The organism is Aeromonas sp. FDAARGOS 1408 (assembly GCF_019048665.1).
GTDB classification, from domain to species: Bacteria; Pseudomonadota; Gammaproteobacteria; order Enterobacterales; family Aeromonadaceae; genus Aeromonas; species Aeromonas dhakensis.
Genome location: NZ_CP077394.1, coordinates 4,366,130 through 4,383,002 on the forward strand (window position 1 = coordinate 4,366,130; position 16,873 = coordinate 4,383,002).

Annotated in this window: 17 protein-coding genes; 6 read left to right on the forward strand and 11 right to left on the reverse strand. The window is 57.8% G+C overall.

The features are described 5' to 3' along the window. Nucleotides 1-27: 27 nt before the first annotated feature. The 6 genes from I6L38_RS20215 to I6L38_RS20240 are packed head-to-tail and all read left to right on the forward strand — an operon-like array spanning nucleotide 28 to nucleotide 5,645. The gene (locus tag I6L38_RS20215) at nucleotides 28-549 is read left to right on the forward strand and encodes an adenylyl-sulfate kinase (protein ID WP_080760858.1); all 522 of its coding nucleotides are present in this window, start codon (nucleotides 28-30) and stop codon (nucleotides 547-549) included. Beyond that, on the forward strand, nucleotides 549-1,124 hold the full coding sequence (locus I6L38_RS20220; RefSeq protein ID WP_080760859.1) for a hypothetical protein: 576 nt from the start codon (nucleotides 549-551) through the stop codon (nucleotides 1,122-1,124). Before I6L38_RS20215 ends, I6L38_RS20220 begins: the two co-directional genes overlap by 1 nt. Next, entirely contained in the window at nucleotides 1,121-1,843 is a 723-nt protein-coding gene (locus tag I6L38_RS20225) for a formyltransferase family protein (RefSeq protein ID WP_043170573.1), read from the forward strand. The genes I6L38_RS20220 and I6L38_RS20225 overlap by 4 nt, the downstream gene beginning before the upstream one ends. Beyond that, on the forward strand, nucleotides 1,840-4,236 hold the full coding sequence (locus I6L38_RS20230) for a PEP-utilizing enzyme (RefSeq protein ID WP_043170574.1): 2,397 nt from the start codon (nucleotides 1,840-1,842) through the stop codon (nucleotides 4,234-4,236). The genes I6L38_RS20225 and I6L38_RS20230 overlap by 4 nt, the downstream gene beginning before the upstream one ends. 5 nt (nucleotides 4,237-4,241) lie before the next feature. After that, a complete protein-coding gene (locus tag I6L38_RS20235; RefSeq protein WP_201881088.1) occupies nucleotides 4,242-4,871 on the forward strand; it encodes a gamma-glutamyl-gamma-aminobutyrate hydrolase family protein in 630 nt (209 codons plus the stop codon). Nucleotides 4,872-4,877: 6 nt separating this feature from the next. After that, nucleotides 4,878-5,645, forward strand: a complete 768-nt coding sequence (locus I6L38_RS20240) for a phosphocholine cytidylyltransferase family protein (protein WP_043170576.1) — start codon at nucleotides 4,878-4,880, stop codon at nucleotides 5,643-5,645. 117 nt (nucleotides 5,646-5,762) lie between these two features. Here I6L38_RS20240 and pseC read toward each other — a convergent pair whose 3' ends face one another. The 11 genes from pseC to I6L38_RS20295 all read right to left on the reverse strand — a co-directional run bounded on the left by pseC (nucleotide 5,763) and on the right by I6L38_RS20295 (nucleotide 16,431). After that, nucleotides 5,763-6,896, reverse strand: coding sequence for a UDP-4-amino-4,6-dideoxy-N-acetyl-beta-L-altrosamine transaminase (gene pseC / locus I6L38_RS20245; RefSeq protein ID WP_201881085.1), 1,134 nt, complete (start codon nucleotides 6,894-6,896; stop codon nucleotides 5,763-5,765). Continuing rightward, nucleotides 6,893-7,897: a UDP-N-acetylglucosamine 4,6-dehydratase (inverting) gene (gene pseB, locus I6L38_RS20250; RefSeq protein WP_216988881.1), complete on the reverse strand. Its 1,005-nt coding sequence runs from the start codon at nucleotides 7,895-7,897 to the stop codon at nucleotides 6,893-6,895. The genes pseC and pseB overlap by 4 nt, the downstream gene beginning before the upstream one ends. 221 nt (nucleotides 7,898-8,118) lie before the next feature. Beyond that, entirely contained in the window at nucleotides 8,119-9,948 is a 1,830-nt protein-coding gene (gene malZ / locus I6L38_RS20255; protein WP_043170579.1) for a maltodextrin glucosidase, read from the reverse strand. Nucleotides 9,949-9,953: 5 nt separating this feature from the next. Continuing rightward, nucleotides 9,954-10,802: an HDOD domain-containing protein gene (locus I6L38_RS20260; protein WP_017764864.1), complete on the reverse strand. Its 849-nt coding sequence runs from the start codon at nucleotides 10,800-10,802 to the stop codon at nucleotides 9,954-9,956. A gap of 80 nt (nucleotides 10,803-10,882) precedes the next feature. Then, the gene (locus tag I6L38_RS20265) at nucleotides 10,883-11,302 is read right to left on the reverse strand and encodes an META domain-containing protein (RefSeq protein WP_005306646.1); all 420 of its coding nucleotides are present in this window, start codon (nucleotides 11,300-11,302) and stop codon (nucleotides 10,883-10,885) included. Between the two features lie 176 nt (nucleotides 11,303-11,478). Next, complete coding sequence (gene yegD, locus I6L38_RS20270; RefSeq protein ID WP_017787066.1) at nucleotides 11,479-12,840, reverse strand: molecular chaperone; 1,362 nt, start codon at nucleotides 12,838-12,840, stop codon at nucleotides 11,479-11,481. A 106-nt stretch (nucleotides 12,841-12,946) separates the two neighbouring features. Next, nucleotides 12,947-13,936 (reverse strand): 2-hydroxyacid dehydrogenase, encoded by a 990-nt coding sequence (locus I6L38_RS20275; protein ID WP_010635765.1) that lies wholly within the window; start codon nucleotides 13,934-13,936, stop codon nucleotides 12,947-12,949. Between the two features lie 77 nt (nucleotides 13,937-14,013). Beyond that, on the reverse strand, nucleotides 14,014-14,493 hold the full coding sequence (locus I6L38_RS20280) for a CreA family protein (protein ID WP_017781235.1): 480 nt from the start codon (nucleotides 14,491-14,493) through the stop codon (nucleotides 14,014-14,016). 21 nt (nucleotides 14,494-14,514) lie between these two features. Next, complete coding sequence (locus I6L38_RS20285) at nucleotides 14,515-14,961, reverse strand: DUF962 domain-containing protein (protein ID WP_216988882.1); 447 nt, start codon at nucleotides 14,959-14,961, stop codon at nucleotides 14,515-14,517. A 52-nt stretch (nucleotides 14,962-15,013) separates the two neighbouring features. Continuing rightward, nucleotides 15,014-15,871, reverse strand: a complete 858-nt coding sequence (locus I6L38_RS20290) for a hypothetical protein (RefSeq protein WP_216988883.1) — start codon at nucleotides 15,869-15,871, stop codon at nucleotides 15,014-15,016. A gap of 173 nt (nucleotides 15,872-16,044) precedes the next feature. Beyond that, nucleotides 16,045-16,431, reverse strand: coding sequence for a TraR/DksA C4-type zinc finger protein (locus tag I6L38_RS20295; protein WP_010635769.1), 387 nt, complete (start codon nucleotides 16,429-16,431; stop codon nucleotides 16,045-16,047). Nucleotides 16,432-16,873 lie beyond the last annotated feature (442 nt).

The window sequence follows — 16,873 nt, forward strand, 5'->3', positions numbered from 1 at the left end:
TGCATTTATAGTTGATTGAGGACTGTTATGGTTATTTGGATTGTCGGATTGTCTGGTGCAGGTAAAACAACCATTGGCCATGCTTTATATGAAAATATGAAGCTCGATCAGAAAAACTTAGTATTTGTTGATGGTGATGAAATACGGGCTCTGTTCTGTCACGATCAGATTGCCGACGCTTATTCTATCGCTGGGCGACGAATTAATGCAGAACGCATTCAATCACTTTGTCGTTGGCTGGATGGTCAGGGAATCGATGTAGTCTGCTGTAATCTAGCGATGTTTCCTGATATAAGGAACAGTAATCGTCATCTTTTCTCTGATTACCGAGAGATTTTTGTGGATGTTCCTCTGTCTGCGTTGATGCAGCGTGATGACAAGGGGCTCTATCAAGCGGCTCTTTGTGGTCGGCTGCACAATGTCGTTGGGGTTGATATTGAATATTGTCATCCTGTTGCTCCCGATCTAGTGATACACAATAGTTTTGATGCATCATTGTTGCCTGAATATATTAGCCGCATTCAGCAGGTCTGTGGGCGAGGTCTCTAATGCGTTATCCCTACTCAGAAGGTGATTTACTACAAACACCCCAGTGTTATCACTATACCCCATTCATGGGGGATGAATTTATGCACGCGTGGCGACTATCGCGAAGGTTGGCCTGTCAGCGTTTGCCTGCCCCTGAGTTGCCTCCGGTGACCTCATGCATTTTGGCAAGTGCTGATGACACTCTGTCATTGCTGCAGGTGATGTGTCGAGCCTTACGGGAGGCTGTTGCGGAAACCGATGATCAGGAGGTTGTTGATTACTGGTTGCTCCGGTTATTGAAAAAATTTGAAGTTAGTAAACGTCTGTATGTTGGCTATCAGGCCCAGCCCCCGCATCCACCACTGGCTGGAAGCAGCTATTTCGCTATAGAACCTTATTTGTGGCTGTCTGAGTGTCTCTCTCGTGCCTGGCAGCGTCAATCTGTCGGTTATTTTCTGAGTGGATTTCTCAAGTTGAATGACACTCTCATTTCACAAATTCAGCATCTTGATGCAGAACAGGGGGCTTATTTGGCTTGGCTCTTGAATATGGAACAGCAACTATTGAGTGAGTTGAGTTCGGAGATGGGTCTATGAGTGCACAACGTCTAGTACTGCTTTGTGGCCGTACGGTTCGTTCCTCCGTCTATGTACAGGCGTTAGCAAACTTGAACATAATTCCAGATGCTATTTTGGTATATGGCGATGGAGGGGGGAAGGTCCAGTCTACTCGGCAGGTACAGGGTGTAATGGTCGACGATCTATTCACTCCAGATCCATGTTGGGAGCTTGCAGATTGTCTCGATGAGCTGGGTTGGCCCTATCAGGTGTGTTCGGCACACTCCCTCTCGGATCCAGCATTGCTTGTGATGCTGGAATCTCTGCGTCCTGAATTGGTGGTCTACTCAGGCTACGCGGGGCAATTGGTTCCGGCGGAATTACTACGTTGTTATTCGGTGTTGCACGTTCACTCTGGCTGGCTTCCGGAGTATCGGGGTAGCACAACCCTGTATTATCAGATCATTGAGCAGGGCGGTTGTGCAGCCAGTGCCTTGCTGCTTGATGAGCGTATCGATACTGGCCCGATTTTGGCGCGGAAGCACTATCCATTGCCGCCTGCTGGAACGGATGTCGATTACCTTTATGACAATATGATTCGTGCCGATCTGTTGGTGACTGTGCTGGCTCAGTGGCGGTCAGGGTTGCCGTGGGATCGGATGTCTCAGCAAATGGACTCTCCGCCTTATTTCATCATTCATCCTCTACTCAAACATATGGCCCTGCTCGCCATCGATAAGCAGGAGAGGCCCTCATGAGTCTCAATGCTCCCGATTTTAATTTTGGAACTAAATCTGAAACTCTGGCTCGCTTACAAACGAGGGTTAGCCGTTCGGAAATTCTCCCTCTTTATTACTTCACTGCCACTCAGTGGCTATATCAAAAAGCTGTGATTCTTGCGGCCATCGCCGGTATGGAGCATGGTGGCTGCGTAATCATCCGTAGTAGTGCTCAAAATGAAGACAGCCAATGTGATTCCATGGCTGGAGCTTTTACCAGCTGTTTGAATGTGCCTGTGGATAGTCAGTCGGAACTGGAGCAGGCGATCGAGCGTGTGATTGCCTCATTCGGGCAGCATCAACATGGAGAGAATCAGATACTAGTGCAACCCATGCTCAGAGATATTCAGATGAGTGGGGTCGTAATGACCCACGATCTGGAGCATGGCGCCCCCTACTATGTGATTAATTATGATGATGAAAGTGGTCTGACAGACACAATTACGGGTGGTGTCGGAATCCAGAAAACAGTATTGATCTACCGTGATACTGCTCATCGTCTCGTGCGTTCAACACGTATTCAGGCACTGTTGGCGGCATGTCGAGAGCTGGAGGCTCTTTGTGGACGGGTGCCTTTGGACATCGAATTTGCTATCGATTGCCAAGAGTGCGTTTACATTCTGCAAGTTCGTCGCATCACTCTTTGTAATACCTGGCATCCGATCACTGAGCGGCGAGTTGCTCGTCAACTGGCCCATATTCGGCATTACCTTGAGCAAACCCTGCCTCCTCAGCGTGATCTATTTGGTGGTAAGTCACTACTGGGGGTGATGCCAGATTGGAATCCTGCCGAGATCATCGGAACTATGCCGCGCCCACTGGCTTCATCTCTCTATCGTCTGCTGGTAACCGATTCGGCATGGCGGGAGGCCCGAGCTAGGATGGGGTATTACCATCCCCGTCATCAAGTGCTTATGGTGATGCTGGGGCATCATCCCTATATCGATGTACGCAGCAGCTTCAACTCCTTTTTGCCAGCAGGTCTTGATGATGCAACGAGCGATCGTTTGGTCACAGCCTGGCTGGAACGTTTACGCGAGCACCCGGAATGGCATGACAAGGTTGAGTTTGAGGTGGTGCAAACCTGTCTGGATTTTACCTTCGAAGCCGATTTTGAGGTTCGTTATGCCGGATGTCTGACTTCCGATGCGTTTCAAACCTATCGACAGGAGCTGGGTGCATTGACGTGCCGCGCCATCGTCGGCGAGGGCGAGGGCTCACTAGCGGCCGCAATGGCGGGTATCCATGCGTGTGCAGTCGATCAAGAGCAAAGGGGATCGATTCACGGCTGGCGAGCCGATCTGGTATCCGTCAAACGTCTTTTGATGGTGTGCCGTGAGTTCGGTACCGTTAACTTTGCGATCCTCGCTCGGCATGCCTTCATCGCCGAAGCGTTGTTGCGTTCCGCATGCCGTCGCGGAGCAATTTCTACGGAACGATTGCAGCTTTGGAAGCAGTCTTTACATACGGTGACAACCGATCTCACCAGTGACTATGCGGCTGTTTGTGCTGGAACACAATCTGCTGACCATTTTCTCGCTCGATTTGGTCATCTGCGTCCTGGGACTTATGACATTACCTCGCTGCGCTATGATGAGCGTCACGACCTGTTTGCGACCACACCTGGGTCGAATGGGCTGGAGTCGGTTCATGCGGCGAGAGGTTTTGAGCTCCAGCCTGACGAGGAACAGGCGTTGCAGCGACTGCTGGATGAACGAAGCTGGCCTGTTACTGCCGCAGGCCTACTGGCTTACTCTGGCCAGGCCGTCCAAGCGCGAGAGTACGCCAAGTTGATCTTCACCCGAGACTTATCTGATGCGCTGGCTTTGCTCAATCGTTGGGGAGGAGAGGTTGGTCTATCGCGGGAGGATCTTTCTTACCTGGATATATTCCAACTGCTGGATAGTCTGGTTTCTCCGCTGCTGGATGATATCGACCGCGTCGTATTGAAGTGGGTAGATAGAGCCAGACATGAGTACCAGCAGGCCATTTCTCTGAAACTTGGCCATTTGATTTCGGGGGCGGATGATGTGTTCGTTGTACCAATGCATCGCAGCCTGCCTAATTTTATTACGCAAAAACGAGTGGAAGCCGAGGGAATATTGCTGCAGCAAGACACACCGGTCACCACGGCATTACAGGGGCGGATTGTCTGCATCGAGAATGCAGATCCTGGTTATGACTGGGTCTTTACACGGGATATTGCTGGTTTGGTTACGCAATATGGTGGAGCCAATTCCCACATGGCCATTCGTTGTGCTGAATTTGGTATCCCGGCGGCTATTGGCTGTGGTGAGCAGTTGTTCAGCCGCCTGTTGCGTTGTCGGGGTATTGTCCTGAACTGTCAGGATAAGACAATTAATTTGGTGTGACACACATGAAGCGGATAGGCATCACTTTACGGACATGTCAGGCGGTGGGTTATCAAGAGGCCCGTGATGGGCTCGCTCGGGATTGGTATCGTTTTTTGCTGCAATTAGATTGGGGGTGGGAGTGGGTATTGTTACCCAATCTTGGTTCACAGAGCGTGGCTTACGCCCAGGCTCAGGGGGTCGAGGGGCTCATCGTAACTGGCGGTGAGGATCTCGGCTCGGATCCTCTACGGGATGAGAGTGAGTATGCTCTGCTGGAACATGCTGTAAACCACCAGTGGCCGGTGCTGGGCATCTGCCGAGGGATGCAGTTGATTCAACGCTTCTTTGGTGGCGAGCTGGTTATTATGGGTGGTGCCCATCATGTGGCAACTCGGCATTCAGTCTCAAAGCAACGGACATTGCCATGGGGAGGCATGAGCGAGACATTGTGTTATGAGGTCAACTCCTATCACGCCAACCGGATACCCTTACCGCTACCTGCCTGTTTGCAGACTCTGGTCGTCGATGACGATGGTTATTGTGAAGCTTTTACCCATCAGCACATGAAATTAGTTGGTGTCATGTGGCACCCAGAACGTGAGGGATTCTGCCATGAATTTGATCGGCAACTATGTCGATGGCTTTTTGAGTGAGGTGATATGCAAGCCATAATTTTAGCGGCCGGGCGAGGTTCCCGTCTTGGCTCCATGACCGAAAACCAACCCAAACCGTTGGCAAAGTTGGCTGGTAAACCGTTGATTGAATGGCAGTTGGCATCGCTAGCCGCAGCGGGTGTCGATAGTGTTCATGTTGTTTGCGGATATTGCAGTGAAGCCCTACAAGGTTACGGTAACAGCCGAATCATGAACGCCAACTGGGCTAGTTCTAACATGGTCCGTAGCCTAATGTGTGCGGATGCTGTACTGTCGGCGGCGCCAACACTTGTCTGTTACGGGGATATTGCCTATCGTCCTGGGATCATCAGAACCTTGATGGCATCTGATGCGCCATTAGCCATCAGCTATGACAGGGAGTGGTGGTCACTCTGGTCGGCCCGGTTTGGGGATCCCTTATCGGACGCAGAAAGCTTCCGACAGCAGGAGGGTCAATTGATCACTATCGGTGAACAGGCTCAGGCTCGAGAAGAGATCGAAGGGCAATATATGGGCTTGTTAAAGTTTACCCCTGAGGGTTGGCAGGGAGTATCCGCAGTGTTAGCAGGACTCAGCACCGAACAAATTAACAAGCTGGATATGACTAGCCTGTTGCGATTATTGTTGTCTCAAGGTGCTCCTATTGCGACGGTTGCGATCTCTGGTGGTTGGGTCGAAGTAGATAATCCTTCGGATATAACTTTGTACGAACAACGGATTGCCGAACTTGGCTGGAGTCATGATTGGCGGGCTGATAGCAAATTAAGTTATTGATAAGTAAATTTTTATTGGTGTGGTGTACTGTGTGGTTGGTTCATAAGGCAACTGTAGTCTCACAATTAAGCAATATCGCCTAGCCTAATGAAACCAGCAGTTCTGACTCGTGCTTGATTAAACCCTCCTGAGAACCTCTATAACCTTGTTTTGTTGAGTGTCAGATAGCATCGGATACAGAGGAATACTCGTTATAGTTTGATAAAAGTGATGGGCTGAGTCTGTATCTGCGGGCGCTTTTCGCTGATGGGCTGGTTGGGCTGAAATTGGCATGTAGTGTACGTTGGCAACGATTCCTGCTTCTTTCAACTGTACGAAAAGTGTCTTGCGGAGTTCTGCTGGTACTTTGATCACAAACAGATGCCAAGCAGAAATCCGTCCGTCGCGACGGGCTAATATTTTCAGACTGGGACGTGGTAATTCAGCCTGATAACGTGCGGCAATTTTCCGTCGTTTAACCAAGAATTCCTCGAGTCGAGCCATCTGACTCAACCCCAATGCCGCATGAATATCGGTCATTCGGTAGTTGAAGCCCAGCATTTGCTGCTCGTAGTACCAGGGGCCATCCGGTTCGTTGATGAAGTCTTCCGGTTCGCGGGTGATGCCGTGGCTGCGTAGCATGCGCATGGTTTTGGTGAGCGCAGGGTCGTTGGTCATCGCCATGCCACCCTCGCCGGTGGTGATGATCTTCACCGGGTGGAAGCTGAAGACGGTGATGTCGCTGTAGCGGCCGTTGCCGGTGGGTTCACCCTGATAGCGGGCGCCGAGGGCGTGGCAGGCATCCTCGATGATCCGAAAACCGTACTCCTGTCCCAGGCGATGGATCTCCTGCATGTCGCAGGGAAGGCCCGCGAAGTGTACCGGGATGACCACCTTGGGCAGACATCCTTGAGCCTTGGCGGCTACCAGCTTGCGCTCCAGCTCCATGGCGCACATGTTGCCGGTATCGGGCTCGATGTCGACGAAGTCGACCTGAGCCCCGCAATAGAGAGCGCAGTTGGCCGAGGCGACAAAGCTGATGGGGGAGGTCCAGACCCAGTCACCCGGGCCGACACCCAGAGCCAGACAGGCGATATGCAGGGCGGCCGTACCTGAGTTGACCGCCACCCCGAAGCGGGCTCCGCAGTAATCCGCCACTGCCTGCTCGAAGCGGGGCACCACGGGTCCCTGGGTCAGAAAATCTGACCTCAATACTTCGACCACGGCTTCGATATCCGCTTCGCTGATCGACTGTCTGCCGTACGGGATCATTCCATTACCACCTTGCTGTTCAATGCTTTCAGCTGTTCAACCGTCAGGAAATCATCGTTGTCACGGGAGTTGTACTCGAACCCCTGGGCCACCATGGTTCCCTTTTCACCCGAGGCGGTGACGGAGAAGTCATTGTTGCGATTGTTGAAGTTGATGGTCGGCCCGATGATGAAGAAGTCGTCGAACTCGAAAGTGTGGTAGGAGTCGTCACACGGGCACATCACTTCATGCAGTTTTTCACCCGGGCGGATGCCGATGATCTCCTGCTCCAGCTGAGGGGCCATGGCGGTAGCCAGCTCGGTGATCCGCACCGAGGGCAGCTTGGGCACGAAAATCTCACCCCCCTTCATGCGCTGGAAGTTGTTCATCACGAAGTCCACCCCCTGTTGCAGGGTGATCCAGAAGCGGGTCATCTCGGCATGGGTGATGGGCAGGGTGGTGGCGCCCTGATCGATCCGTTTCTGGAAGAAGGGCACGACCGAGCCGCGCGATCCCACCACGTTGCCGTAGCGCACCACCGCAAAACGGGTCGGATCCTGACCGGCGATGTTGTTGGCGGCGACAAACAGCTTGTCGGAGGCCAGCTTGGTGGCGCCGTACAGGTTGATGGGGTTGGCGGCCTTGTCGGTGGAGAGGGCGATCACCTTCTTGACCTGATTGAGCAGGGCGGCCTGGATGACGTTCTCGGCCCCGTGGATATTGGTCTTGATGCACTCCATGGGGTTGTATTCGGCGGCCGGCACCTGTTTGAGCGCCGCCGCATGCACCACATAGTCGACCCCGCGCATCGCCATGGTGAGCCGGTTGGCATCCCGCACATCGCCGATAAAGTAGCGCATGCAGGGGGCGTTGAAGACCTGTTGCATCTCGAACTGTTTCAGCTCGTCGCGGGAGTAGATGATCAGCCGTTTCGGCTTGTAGCGTTCCAGCACTGTCTTGACCAGCATCTTGCCAAACGAGCCAGTGCCGCCGGTAATCAATAGGGTTTTATTGTCGAACATGACGGATTCTCGCTAGTGATGCCAAGTGACAAGCAATTTATGTGCCTTGGGCCAGTTTAGCCGAAAAGGGTCGGAAGCGGCCTTGTATGATGCCAGTTTTATTCCACTCTGAGTGAACTAACTAGATGATTCATAGAGAAATCCAACCCAGCTCAAACAACTTTATGCGATCTCTGGGGCTTTAACAAAAAGCGGAACACAGGGTTCCGCTTTTTTGACGCCTAGCTGGAGAGCAACACTCTGGCCGAGTTGGCGGGGATGGTGAGCTGTACTTCTCCCTGCACCACTTCGAACTTGTCGCCGTTGAAGGCGTCGGTGAAGCGGCTGGCGGGGCTCGCGGTCTGCCATAGGGGCAGGCTGATGGTGCGCGGCTCGCTGGGGTGGCGGTTGCAGGCCACCACCACCTGATCGCTTTGCAGGGTGCGGGCAAACACATAGCTGTGCGGGCCGGCATAGAGGGTCTGGATGTCGCCGCGACGCAGTGCCGGACGCTGGCGGCGGATCTGGATCAACCGGCGGTAGTGGTCGTGCAGCACGTGATCCCAGGCGGTGGTCTCCCACGGGAAGCAGCGGCGGCAGTCCGGATCGTTGCCGCCAGAGAGCCCCACCTCATCGCCGTAGTAGATGGAGGGCACGCCGATGTAGGTGAGCAGCAGGGTGGCGGCGAGCCGCATCCGCTGCTTGTCCTCCCCCAGCAGATGGAGGAAGCGGGCGGTATCGTGACTGTCCAGCAGGTTGAACTGGGCCAGCTGGTTCTTGAACGGTATGTGGGCCCGCGCCAGCTTGAGCCAGCGATCCAGCTCCTCGGCGCTGATCTTGATGGGGTGGTAGGCGATGTCCTGGCCAGCCAGGAAGGCGCGGATCGGGTGGGCGAAGCCGTAGTAGTTCATGGCGCCATCCTCCTGATCCCCCTGCAACCACTGGCTCGCCTCGAAGAAGTGCTCGCCCAGCACGTAGGCTTCCGGGTTCTCCTGCTTCACCGCGCCGCGAATGGCGCGCACGTGGCCGCGGTTGCCCTCGGCAGTGCCGCGCTCCCCCAACATGTGGATGACGTCGAAGCGCCAGCCATCGATCTGGTAGGGAGCGCGCATCCAGTAGCGCAGGATGGCGTCGTCGGCGCGATAGACGGCGTCCTGCACCTGTTCGCTGGAGAAGTCGAGCTTGGGCAGGCTGCGGATGCCCTTCCAGCTGACGTAATCCCCTTCGCTGTCAAAGGTGTAGAAGCTGCGCCACGGCGAGTCCGGGTTGCGCTGGGCCCCCAGCGGCGGGCAGAACCAGGGGTGTTCGGTGGAGGTGTGGTTGACCACCGCATCCAGGATGATCTTCATGCCGCGCTGGTGCAGGTTGCGGGTCAGCTCGGCAAACTGGGCGTTGGTGCCCAGATGCGCATCCACTTTGAAGTAGTCCTGGGTGTCGTACTTGTGGTTGCTCGGCGAATCGAAAATGGGGTTGAGGTAGAGCGCCGTCACCCCGAGGGACTGCAGATAGTGCAGCTTGGCATCGATGCCCGCCAGGTCACCGCCATAAAACTCGCAGGCGCCGTGCCCCTCCTCGTGGCGGCTGACCGGCTCGCCCCAGGCCTTGCTGATGACCGCCTTGCCGCGGTACTCGTACTCGTGATGCTTGACGCTGAGGGACGGGTCGCCGTTGCAGAAACGATCCGGGAAGATTTGGTAGAACACCTGATCCTGCACCCAGGCCGGCGGCTGGTGCAGGCTGTTGAAGCGAAAATGCTGTTCCCGCGGCGGCATGGCCGAGCTGACGCCGGCACCGTGCAGCCACCACTGCTCCTCGTCGGTGAGGCACTTGAAACAGTAGAGGTGGATATCCTGCCCCTTGTGAAGCGGCAGGGTGCCCTGCCATACCTGCAGCCGATCGCGGGTGGAGATCGCCGTCATCGGGATCAGGTACTCCTCGTTGTCCGGCTCGTGGCGCAGCCACACCTCGCGGATCGGCGCGTCCAGCTCGCTGAACAGGGTGAGTTGCAGGGCGTCGGCGCTCTCTTTGAACCAGGGCGCCACCTGGGGATGAAACAGAAACGGATGGGTCATGATGCTTATTGAGTCAGAAGATCGGCGAGGGCATTACCCTGTTCATGCAGTGTTTCGAGCTGACCGGCGAGGGACTTGGGATCCAGTCCCAGCTGGTCGGCCAGCGGCTTGGGGAAGCGGGCTATGATTGCCTGGGCCGGCACCCCGGCGTTCCAGGCGAAGGAGATGAAGACCGCGAGGCGGATCAGTACCGCCTCCTTGCTGACCGGATCGTGGGAGAGGGGATCCAGCTGCTGGGAGATTGCGTCGACGAAGGCCTCCGACAGGTTCCAGCGCCGTGCCAGCTCGGCACCGAGCTGGGCGTAGTCGTACCCCAGCATCTCGCGCTGGGCCTCGACCCGGCTGCTCCCTTTCTGGATCGCCAGATTGATGAGCTCCGCCTCTTCCGGCAGGGTGCTCTGGATCAGCAGTTCGCCGATGTTGTGGATGAGGGCGCAGGTGAAGGCGGTCTCGGGGTCGAGCACCTTGGCCTCCTGGGCCAGCGTCTTGGCGATGGTGGCGACCTGGAAGGTCTCGGTCCAGAACTTGTTCTTGTCGAAGCTGGGAGGGGCCTTGAAGCTGCCGATGATGCCGGAGGCGACCACCACAGATCGCAACCGGTTGAAACCGAGGCGGATCACCGCCTGTTCGATGGAGGTGACTTCGTTGCCGCGGCGCAGGGCGGCCGAGTTGGCCATCCGCAGCACCTTGACGCTGATCACCTGATCCATGGCGATCTTGGCCGCGATCTGGTCGATGCGGGCATTTTCATCGCTGAAGCTCTGCATCAACTCATGCAGCAGCTGTGGAATAGTGGGGAGTTGTTTGATCTTGTCAAACAGACGGTCCATCGACATGGCTGAGGCAGCCTCCATTGCGAGCACTGCCTCATATTGTGCCACAGGCGGGGCACATGTTCCTGTTTGTGATCCGGCTTTGTGATGCGAAGGGGGGGTTACAGCACCCAGTCGCGCAGGGTGTATTCCAAACGATGCCGTTTGCCCTGCAGGATCAGGGTCTGGGTGGTGCCGTCCAGAGTGGCCCCTTCGGTGAGGGTGGTCAGCACCGCCTGCTCCACCGCATCGAGCGGGGCCTGGCAGGCCATCTCTGTGCTGCCCAGACTGGTCACCCAGAACTTGTTCCCCTCGAGGTGGCCCTGACCGAAGTAGCGGTTACAACCGGCGATGCCGTTGACGGTGAAGTGCTCACCTATCTCGAAATCGGGCGGATTGTCTTGCGCCGCGGTGACGGGCTGGCCATCCAGCTTGTCGAGCACCCAGTGGTGGTGCTGCAGGTCTTGCGAGGCAAAGCGGGGAGTACTGCTGCAGGCGCTGAGCAGAAGCAGGGCGAGCAGCAGTAGCAAGAATCTGGGCATGAAAGGGCTCCGGTAGTGGGAGTGACAAGCATACCCTCTGTGCGGCCCCCCAGGCAGGGCAAGGGGGAGTGCCCCCGACCGCTTCTGTCGTCCTGCGGATTGGGCCTGTGTCGTTAAATGGCAACACCGGCCTTGCAAAGGGTGCCTGCGTCGTCGCTGGCATCCCCGCCGGGGTGTCAGTTGCCGAACAGGCGCTCGGCGTAACGGGCCAGACCGGAGGCGACCGAGCCGAAGTCATCGCCCCCCTCCAGCGGTACCTGGGGCAGCTTCTGGCGGATGAAGGCCTGGATGAGGGGCGAGCGGGCGCTGCCGCCGGTGATGAAGACCCGGTCCGGCTGGACGCCGGCGGCGGCAATGGCTTCGTCCATCAGCTCGCCGATCTTCTCCAGCAGCGGGGTGGAGGCGCTGGCCAGCTGATCGCGCTTGAGCTCGGCCGTCAGCCCGCGCTCCAGCTCGGCCAGAGATTGCTGGGCCGACTCCTCCTGGGAGAGGGCGATCTTGCCCTGCTCGGCGCGCCACACCAGCTGGTGGCTCAGCTTGTGGGCACGCAGACTGGCGAGGCGTCCCAGCTTGCTGCCGGGCAGGCTGTCGAGCTGCAGATCCTGCAGCTGGCGGCCCGTCTCCAGGCTGTAGAAGCGGCTCTGGGCGCTGACGTCGTTGATGGCGGCGGCGTCCCAGAACAGCGGGTGGGGCAGCGGCTTGCCGGTCTTGAGGGTCTCGTGCATGCCGAGCAGCGGCATCATGCCCTCCACCGTCAGCCGGATGTCGAAGTCGTTGCCGCCGATGCGCTGACCGCTGTGGCCGAGCAGATCGCCGCTGCGATCGAGCTGGGCACGATGGCTCGGGCCCATCCGCAGCACCGAGCAGTCGGTGGTACCGCCGCCGATGTCCACCACCAGCACCACCGCATCCTCGTTGAGGCGGGCCTCGAATTCGAAGCCGGCCGCCACCGGCTCATAGAGAAACTCCACCTGCTCGAACCCGGCGAGGCGTGCCGCCTCGCTCAGGATGGCGATGGCCTGACGGTTGCTCTCTTCCCCCGCCAACCCCTGGAAGTTGACCGGGCGGCCAACCACGGCACGGCGAATAGGCGCGCCGAGCTGCTGCTCCGCCTCGCGCCGCACGTGCAGCATCATGGCGCAGACGATGTCTTCGAACAGGGCGATCTGCGGTGCCTTGAGGCCGTAGGCGCCGAGGAAGGATTTGGGCGACTTGATGTAGTAGCCATCGTCCGGCTCTTCCAGATAGCGCTCCAACGCCGCGGCGCCGAAGCTGAGCTCGTCGATCAGCCCCTCTTCACGCATCTGGCGGCGTACCGCCTGGGCCCGGGTCACCACGGGGCCGCGCAGCTTGAGGTACTCGCTCTGTTGGGCAGGCGCCAGCCCTTCGGCCAACAGGCCGGCGATGGCATCCCGATGGGGGGCGTGCAGGGTGGAGGGAAGGTAGTGGGCACCGCTCAGGTTCAGCAGCCGGGGGCTGCCTTGTTCCATCACGGCGACGGCACAGTTGGAGGTACCGTAATCAAATCCGATAAACATGGGCAGCCAGACTCCTGAGCAAAAAAGGGCTGGTAGCCTACCCGAAGGCGCCGGGTCTCACAACCCGGCGCACGGCAATGAACCGCTGAGGGGCAGGGGAGGCCCCTTATTCCACCTCGTTGTCAGAACGGCCCTGACTGTCGATGGCGCGGATGTTGCTGAGGGTGGTGTCGGCGATGGCGTGCAGCGCCTCGCGGGTCAGGAAGGCCTGGTGGCCGGTGAACAGCACGTTGTGGCAGGCCGACAGGCGGCGGAACACGTCATCGGTGATCACCTCGTTGGACTTGTCGGCGAAGAAGAGATCTTCTTCTTCCTCGTAGACGTCCAGCCCCAGCGCGCCGATACGGGCGGTCTTGAGCGCCTCTATGGCGGCGTTGGAGTCGAGCAGGCCACCCCGGCTGGTGTTGATGATCATCACCCCGTCCTTCATCTTGGCAAACGCCTCCTTGTTCAGCAGGTGGTAGTTCTCCTTGAAAAGCGGGCAGTGCAGGCTGATGACATCGGACTGGCGGAACAGGGTATCGAGATCCACGTACTCGGCACCCAGATCGATGGCCGCCTGGTTCGGATAGGGATCGCTCACCAGCAGGCGCATGCCGAAGCCCTTGAGGATGCGCAGGGTGGCAATGCCGATCTTGCCGGTGCCTATGATGCCGGCGGTGCGGCCGTGCATGTTGAAGCCGACCAGCCCCTCCAGCGAGAAGTTGGCGTCACGGGTGCGCTGATAGGCTTTGTGGATGCGACGGTTGAGGGTCATCATCAGGCCCACCGCGTGCTCGGCGACCGCTTCCGGGGAGTAGGCGGGCACTCGCACCACCTTCAGCCCCAGCTCCTTGGCGGCGGCCAGATCCACGTTGTTGTAGCCGGCGCAGCGCAGGGCGATCACCTTGGTGCCGTTGGCGGCCAGCTCGGTCAGCACCTCGCGGTCGGCATCGTCGTTGACGAACAGGCACACCACGGGGAAGCCGTGGGCCAGCCGGGCAGTCTTGGCCTCCAGCCGCACGTCGAAGAACTCAAGTTCATAACCGTACTGGCTGTTGGCCTGATTGAAGTGCTCTTTGTCGTAGCTCTTGGTACTGAAAACGGCGACTCTCATGGTGCGCTCTCCGCAGATAATGATGTAGTTAAATTACAACAAATATGGGGCGTCATCACGGGATAAATGGTGGGGATTCAGCCCCACGGCATAATGGGCACGGCACTGACCGCACTCTTGTAAGAACCATCCACCAGCTTGGTGCTGTAAGTCAGATAGACCAGCGCGTTGCGCTTTTGATCGTAAAAGCGCACCACTTTCTGCTCCTTGAACACCAGCGAGGTGCTGACGTCGAACACCTCTTCCCCCGCCTTCAGCTTGGCAGGCAGGGTGATAGGGCCGATCTGGTGGCACGACAGGGAGGCGTGGGAGGGGTCTTCCGCCAGCCCGAGCCCGCCCTTGACACCGCCGGTCTTGGGGCGTGCCAGATAGCAGGCGACGCCGTCGATGCGCGGGTCGTCGAACGCCTCCACCAGGATCTTGTGGTTGGGGCCAAACAGCTTGAAGGCGGTGCTCACCTCGCCGACGGGATCGGCTTTGTCGGCCAGCGCCGGGCCGGCAATCAATGCACCCAGCAGCAGCGGCAGGGCGCGAGCAAGGGGGTGACGGTATCTCATGGTCTCTCCTGTTGGCTTCCCTCAGTAGGGAATGCCCAAACGACGATAGAGGCTGGCCAGCACCCAGGCGGGGCCGATCAGCAGAAATTGCAGGTCGGCGAGGAAGGAGGGGCGCTTGCCCTCGATCTTGTGACCGACGAACTGGGCTATCCAGAGCAGCACGAACCCGGCCAGTGCCGGCCACAGCAAGGGGCCTTGCCAGCTGTGGCAAGCGACCAAGCCCAGCGCGGTCAGCACCACCATCCCCACGAACAGCGCAAACGACAGCCGCAGGTAGAAGGCCAGCACCGGAATGGCAGCCAGCGCAGCCCAGTTGAGCGACGGTGGCAGCGGCCCGGCCGGCAGGCACCAGAGCAGGGCCAGGGCGCAGAGATAGATACCCGGTACCGCCAGCTTGTGGATGGTCACATTGACCGGGTGCTGGTGGCTCTGGCCGTACAGCTCAAACCACTCCTCGATTCCCTTCATGGCACCTCCCTGGCGCGCTGTGTGTGCCACCCCGGTTGAGGTGGCCGATTCGTCATCCCTGCGGGGGATACTCCCAATATTGGGCCGGAATGCTCTTGAGCAAGGGGGTCATGTCGGGATTGGGCAGGGCGATGGTGACCCGCTGGTCGAGCTTGGCACTGGCCAGCGCCTCGCGGATCTTGGGGTTCTCCCGGAAGAACTTCATGAAGCTGCCGTCGGCATAGGCCCGCTCAAGCCCGGTCTGAATCGCCTTGGCCAGTTTCGGCGCCTCGGGACTGACGAAGAAGAACTCGGCGAAGGGGTAGCGGATCAGCAGATGCTGATCGATGACCAGGTTGGGGTATTGCGCCACCAGCTCGCTGCGCTCGGCGAAGATCTCCACCAGGTTGCGCGGGAAGAAGTTCAGCTTGTCACCGTCGTTGATCAGCCGAAACAGGTTGCTGTAGCGCCCCGAATAGGTGGGGATGCCTGCGTTTTCGAGGATCTTGTTGTCGGCCCAGCCCACCCCTTGCGCCGCCTTCAGCTGCTTGAGATCGGCCAGCGAGTTGATCTGGTTGAATTTTTCCTGGGCATCGGCGTGGATGAAAGAGAGCCGCAGCCCTTCCAGACCGCGAAACAACGGGATCGGCACGGCGATGAGGGAGGATTCGAGGGCGCTGGAGGTTCCCATCCAGAACACATTAATGGTTTTGCCCTTGCTGAGCTGCTGCTGCAGGCTGTACTGGTTGAGGTTGAGTTCGACCTGCTGGATGCGAAACGGCTGGTCGGCATGGGTGAGGGCCAGTTCCAGCAGCTTGAGCTGGTACTCTTTGTCGAGGTCGTTGATCGGTCGGCTGGGCACCTTGACCGTGAGGGTCTGTGCTTGTGCCAGCAACGGCAGACACAAGCACAGTTTGAGGAACCATTTCACTCTCTGCTCTCCTGTAGATTCCGGGGCTTGCCCGGAGTCTAACAGAACTTGTCACTCTGTTGCTGCGCTGCCGTGGCGCGGGGAGCGGCGAGGCAGGGACCCCGCCTGCATCGAGGCAGACAGGGCCTGCTCGTCATCCCGCCGGCGAGCGCCAGTGACGGCGTGGGGAGGCGTCAGGCGACGCGACGATACACGTGGGTATCGTTGAACTCCTTGGTGCTCTGGCATTCAACGCAGAAGCGGGACTCGGGACGCGCCTGCAGCCGCTTGAGGGAGATCTCGTCACCGCAGGATTCGCAGTAACCGAAATCCCCTTCGCTGATGCGCTTGAGCGCACCACGCAGCTTGCGCAGATGCAGCTTGTCATGCTCGATGCGGTTCAGCTCCAGACGGCGGGCTTCCTCGATGCTGGCACGGTCAATTTCATCAGCCATCTCGTTGGTATCGGTGGCGATGGCCTGGCTGGCCTGGGAGTTGAGGCGATCTTCGAGTTCGAGGATCTGGCGCTCGATCTGTCCCTTGTAAAAGGCCAGTTGGTCTTCAGTCATGAAATCACACATACGATTTACTACCAGTCAGTTTACTAACCCAATTATCCCTGTTTATGGGGGCTGTCTGCCTGCAGACCAAGCCCTGTGTCCTGTATTTGCACCAAATCCATGCAGGAGAGTGCAAATCAGGGCGGGCCTTGTACCAAAAAAATGCAGGCATGCAAAGCAAAGAGGACAAGGATTGTGCGCCCTTGCAAAAAAATGGCCCGATTCCGACAGGGTCTGACTGAGAACATACGGGAGTAACACGCCTCGTTGGCACCGGCTTTGCAGTGGGTCGTTACCATGACAGGGTGTTTAGTATTTGTTCCCGCCATGGTCATTATATGCGCCGTTATTTATAGTTTTTTAAACACCACCGCTTGACATTGCCCCTGATGGCGGGCTTTTATGGTGGTGTCGATTACAATTTGATAACAAGGGTGTTCCATATATTAGACACCCTTGCCAA

Bases quoted from the DNA above. Each gene is read 5' to 3' on its own strand.
- I6L38_RS20280 (WP_017781235.1), bottom strand. From the start codon at position 14,493: ATGAGATACCGTCACCCCCTTGCTCGCGCCCTGCCGCTGCTGCTGGGT.
- pseC (WP_201881085.1), bottom strand. From the start codon at position 6,896: ATGATCCCGTACGGCAGACAGTCGATCAGCGAAGCGGATATCGAAGCC.
- I6L38_RS20260 (WP_017764864.1), bottom strand. From the start codon at position 10,802: ATGGAGGCTGCCTCAGCCATGTCGATGGACCGTCTGTTTGACAAGATC.
- I6L38_RS20215 (WP_080760858.1), top strand. From the start codon at position 28: ATGGTTATTTGGATTGTCGGATTGTCTGGTGCAGGTAAAACAACCATT.
- I6L38_RS20265 (WP_005306646.1), bottom strand. From the start codon at position 11,302: ATGCCCAGATTCTTGCTACTGCTGCTCGCCCTGCTTCTGCTCAGCGCC.
- I6L38_RS20285 (WP_216988882.1), bottom strand. From the start codon at position 14,961: ATGAAGGGAATCGAGGAGTGGTTTGAGCTGTACGGCCAGAGCCACCAG.
- malZ (WP_043170579.1), bottom strand. From the start codon at position 9,948: ATGACCCATCCGTTTCTGTTTCATCCCCAGGTGGCGCCCTGGTTCAAA.
- pseB (WP_216988881.1), bottom strand. From the start codon at position 7,897: ATGTTCGACAATAAAACCCTATTGATTACCGGCGGCACTGGCTCGTTT.
- I6L38_RS20240 (WP_043170576.1), top strand. From the start codon at position 4,878: ATGCAAGCCATAATTTTAGCGGCCGGGCGAGGTTCCCGTCTTGGCTCC.
- I6L38_RS20230 (WP_043170574.1), top strand. From the start codon at position 1,840: ATGAGTCTCAATGCTCCCGATTTTAATTTTGGAACTAAATCTGAAACT.
- I6L38_RS20275 (WP_010635765.1), bottom strand. From the start codon at position 13,936: ATGAGAGTCGCCGTTTTCAGTACCAAGAGCTACGACAAAGAGCACTTC.
- I6L38_RS20295 (WP_010635769.1), bottom strand. From the start codon at position 16,431: ATGTGTGATTTCATGACTGAAGACCAACTGGCCTTTTACAAGGGACAG.
- I6L38_RS20235 (WP_201881088.1), top strand. From the start codon at position 4,242: ATGAAGCGGATAGGCATCACTTTACGGACATGTCAGGCGGTGGGTTAT.
- I6L38_RS20220 (WP_080760859.1), top strand. From the start codon at position 549: ATGCGTTATCCCTACTCAGAAGGTGATTTACTACAAACACCCCAGTGT.
- yegD (WP_017787066.1), bottom strand. From the start codon at position 12,840: ATGTTTATCGGATTTGATTACGGTACCTCCAACTGTGCCGTCGCCGTG.
- I6L38_RS20225 (WP_043170573.1), top strand. From the start codon at position 1,121: ATGAGTGCACAACGTCTAGTACTGCTTTGTGGCCGTACGGTTCGTTCC.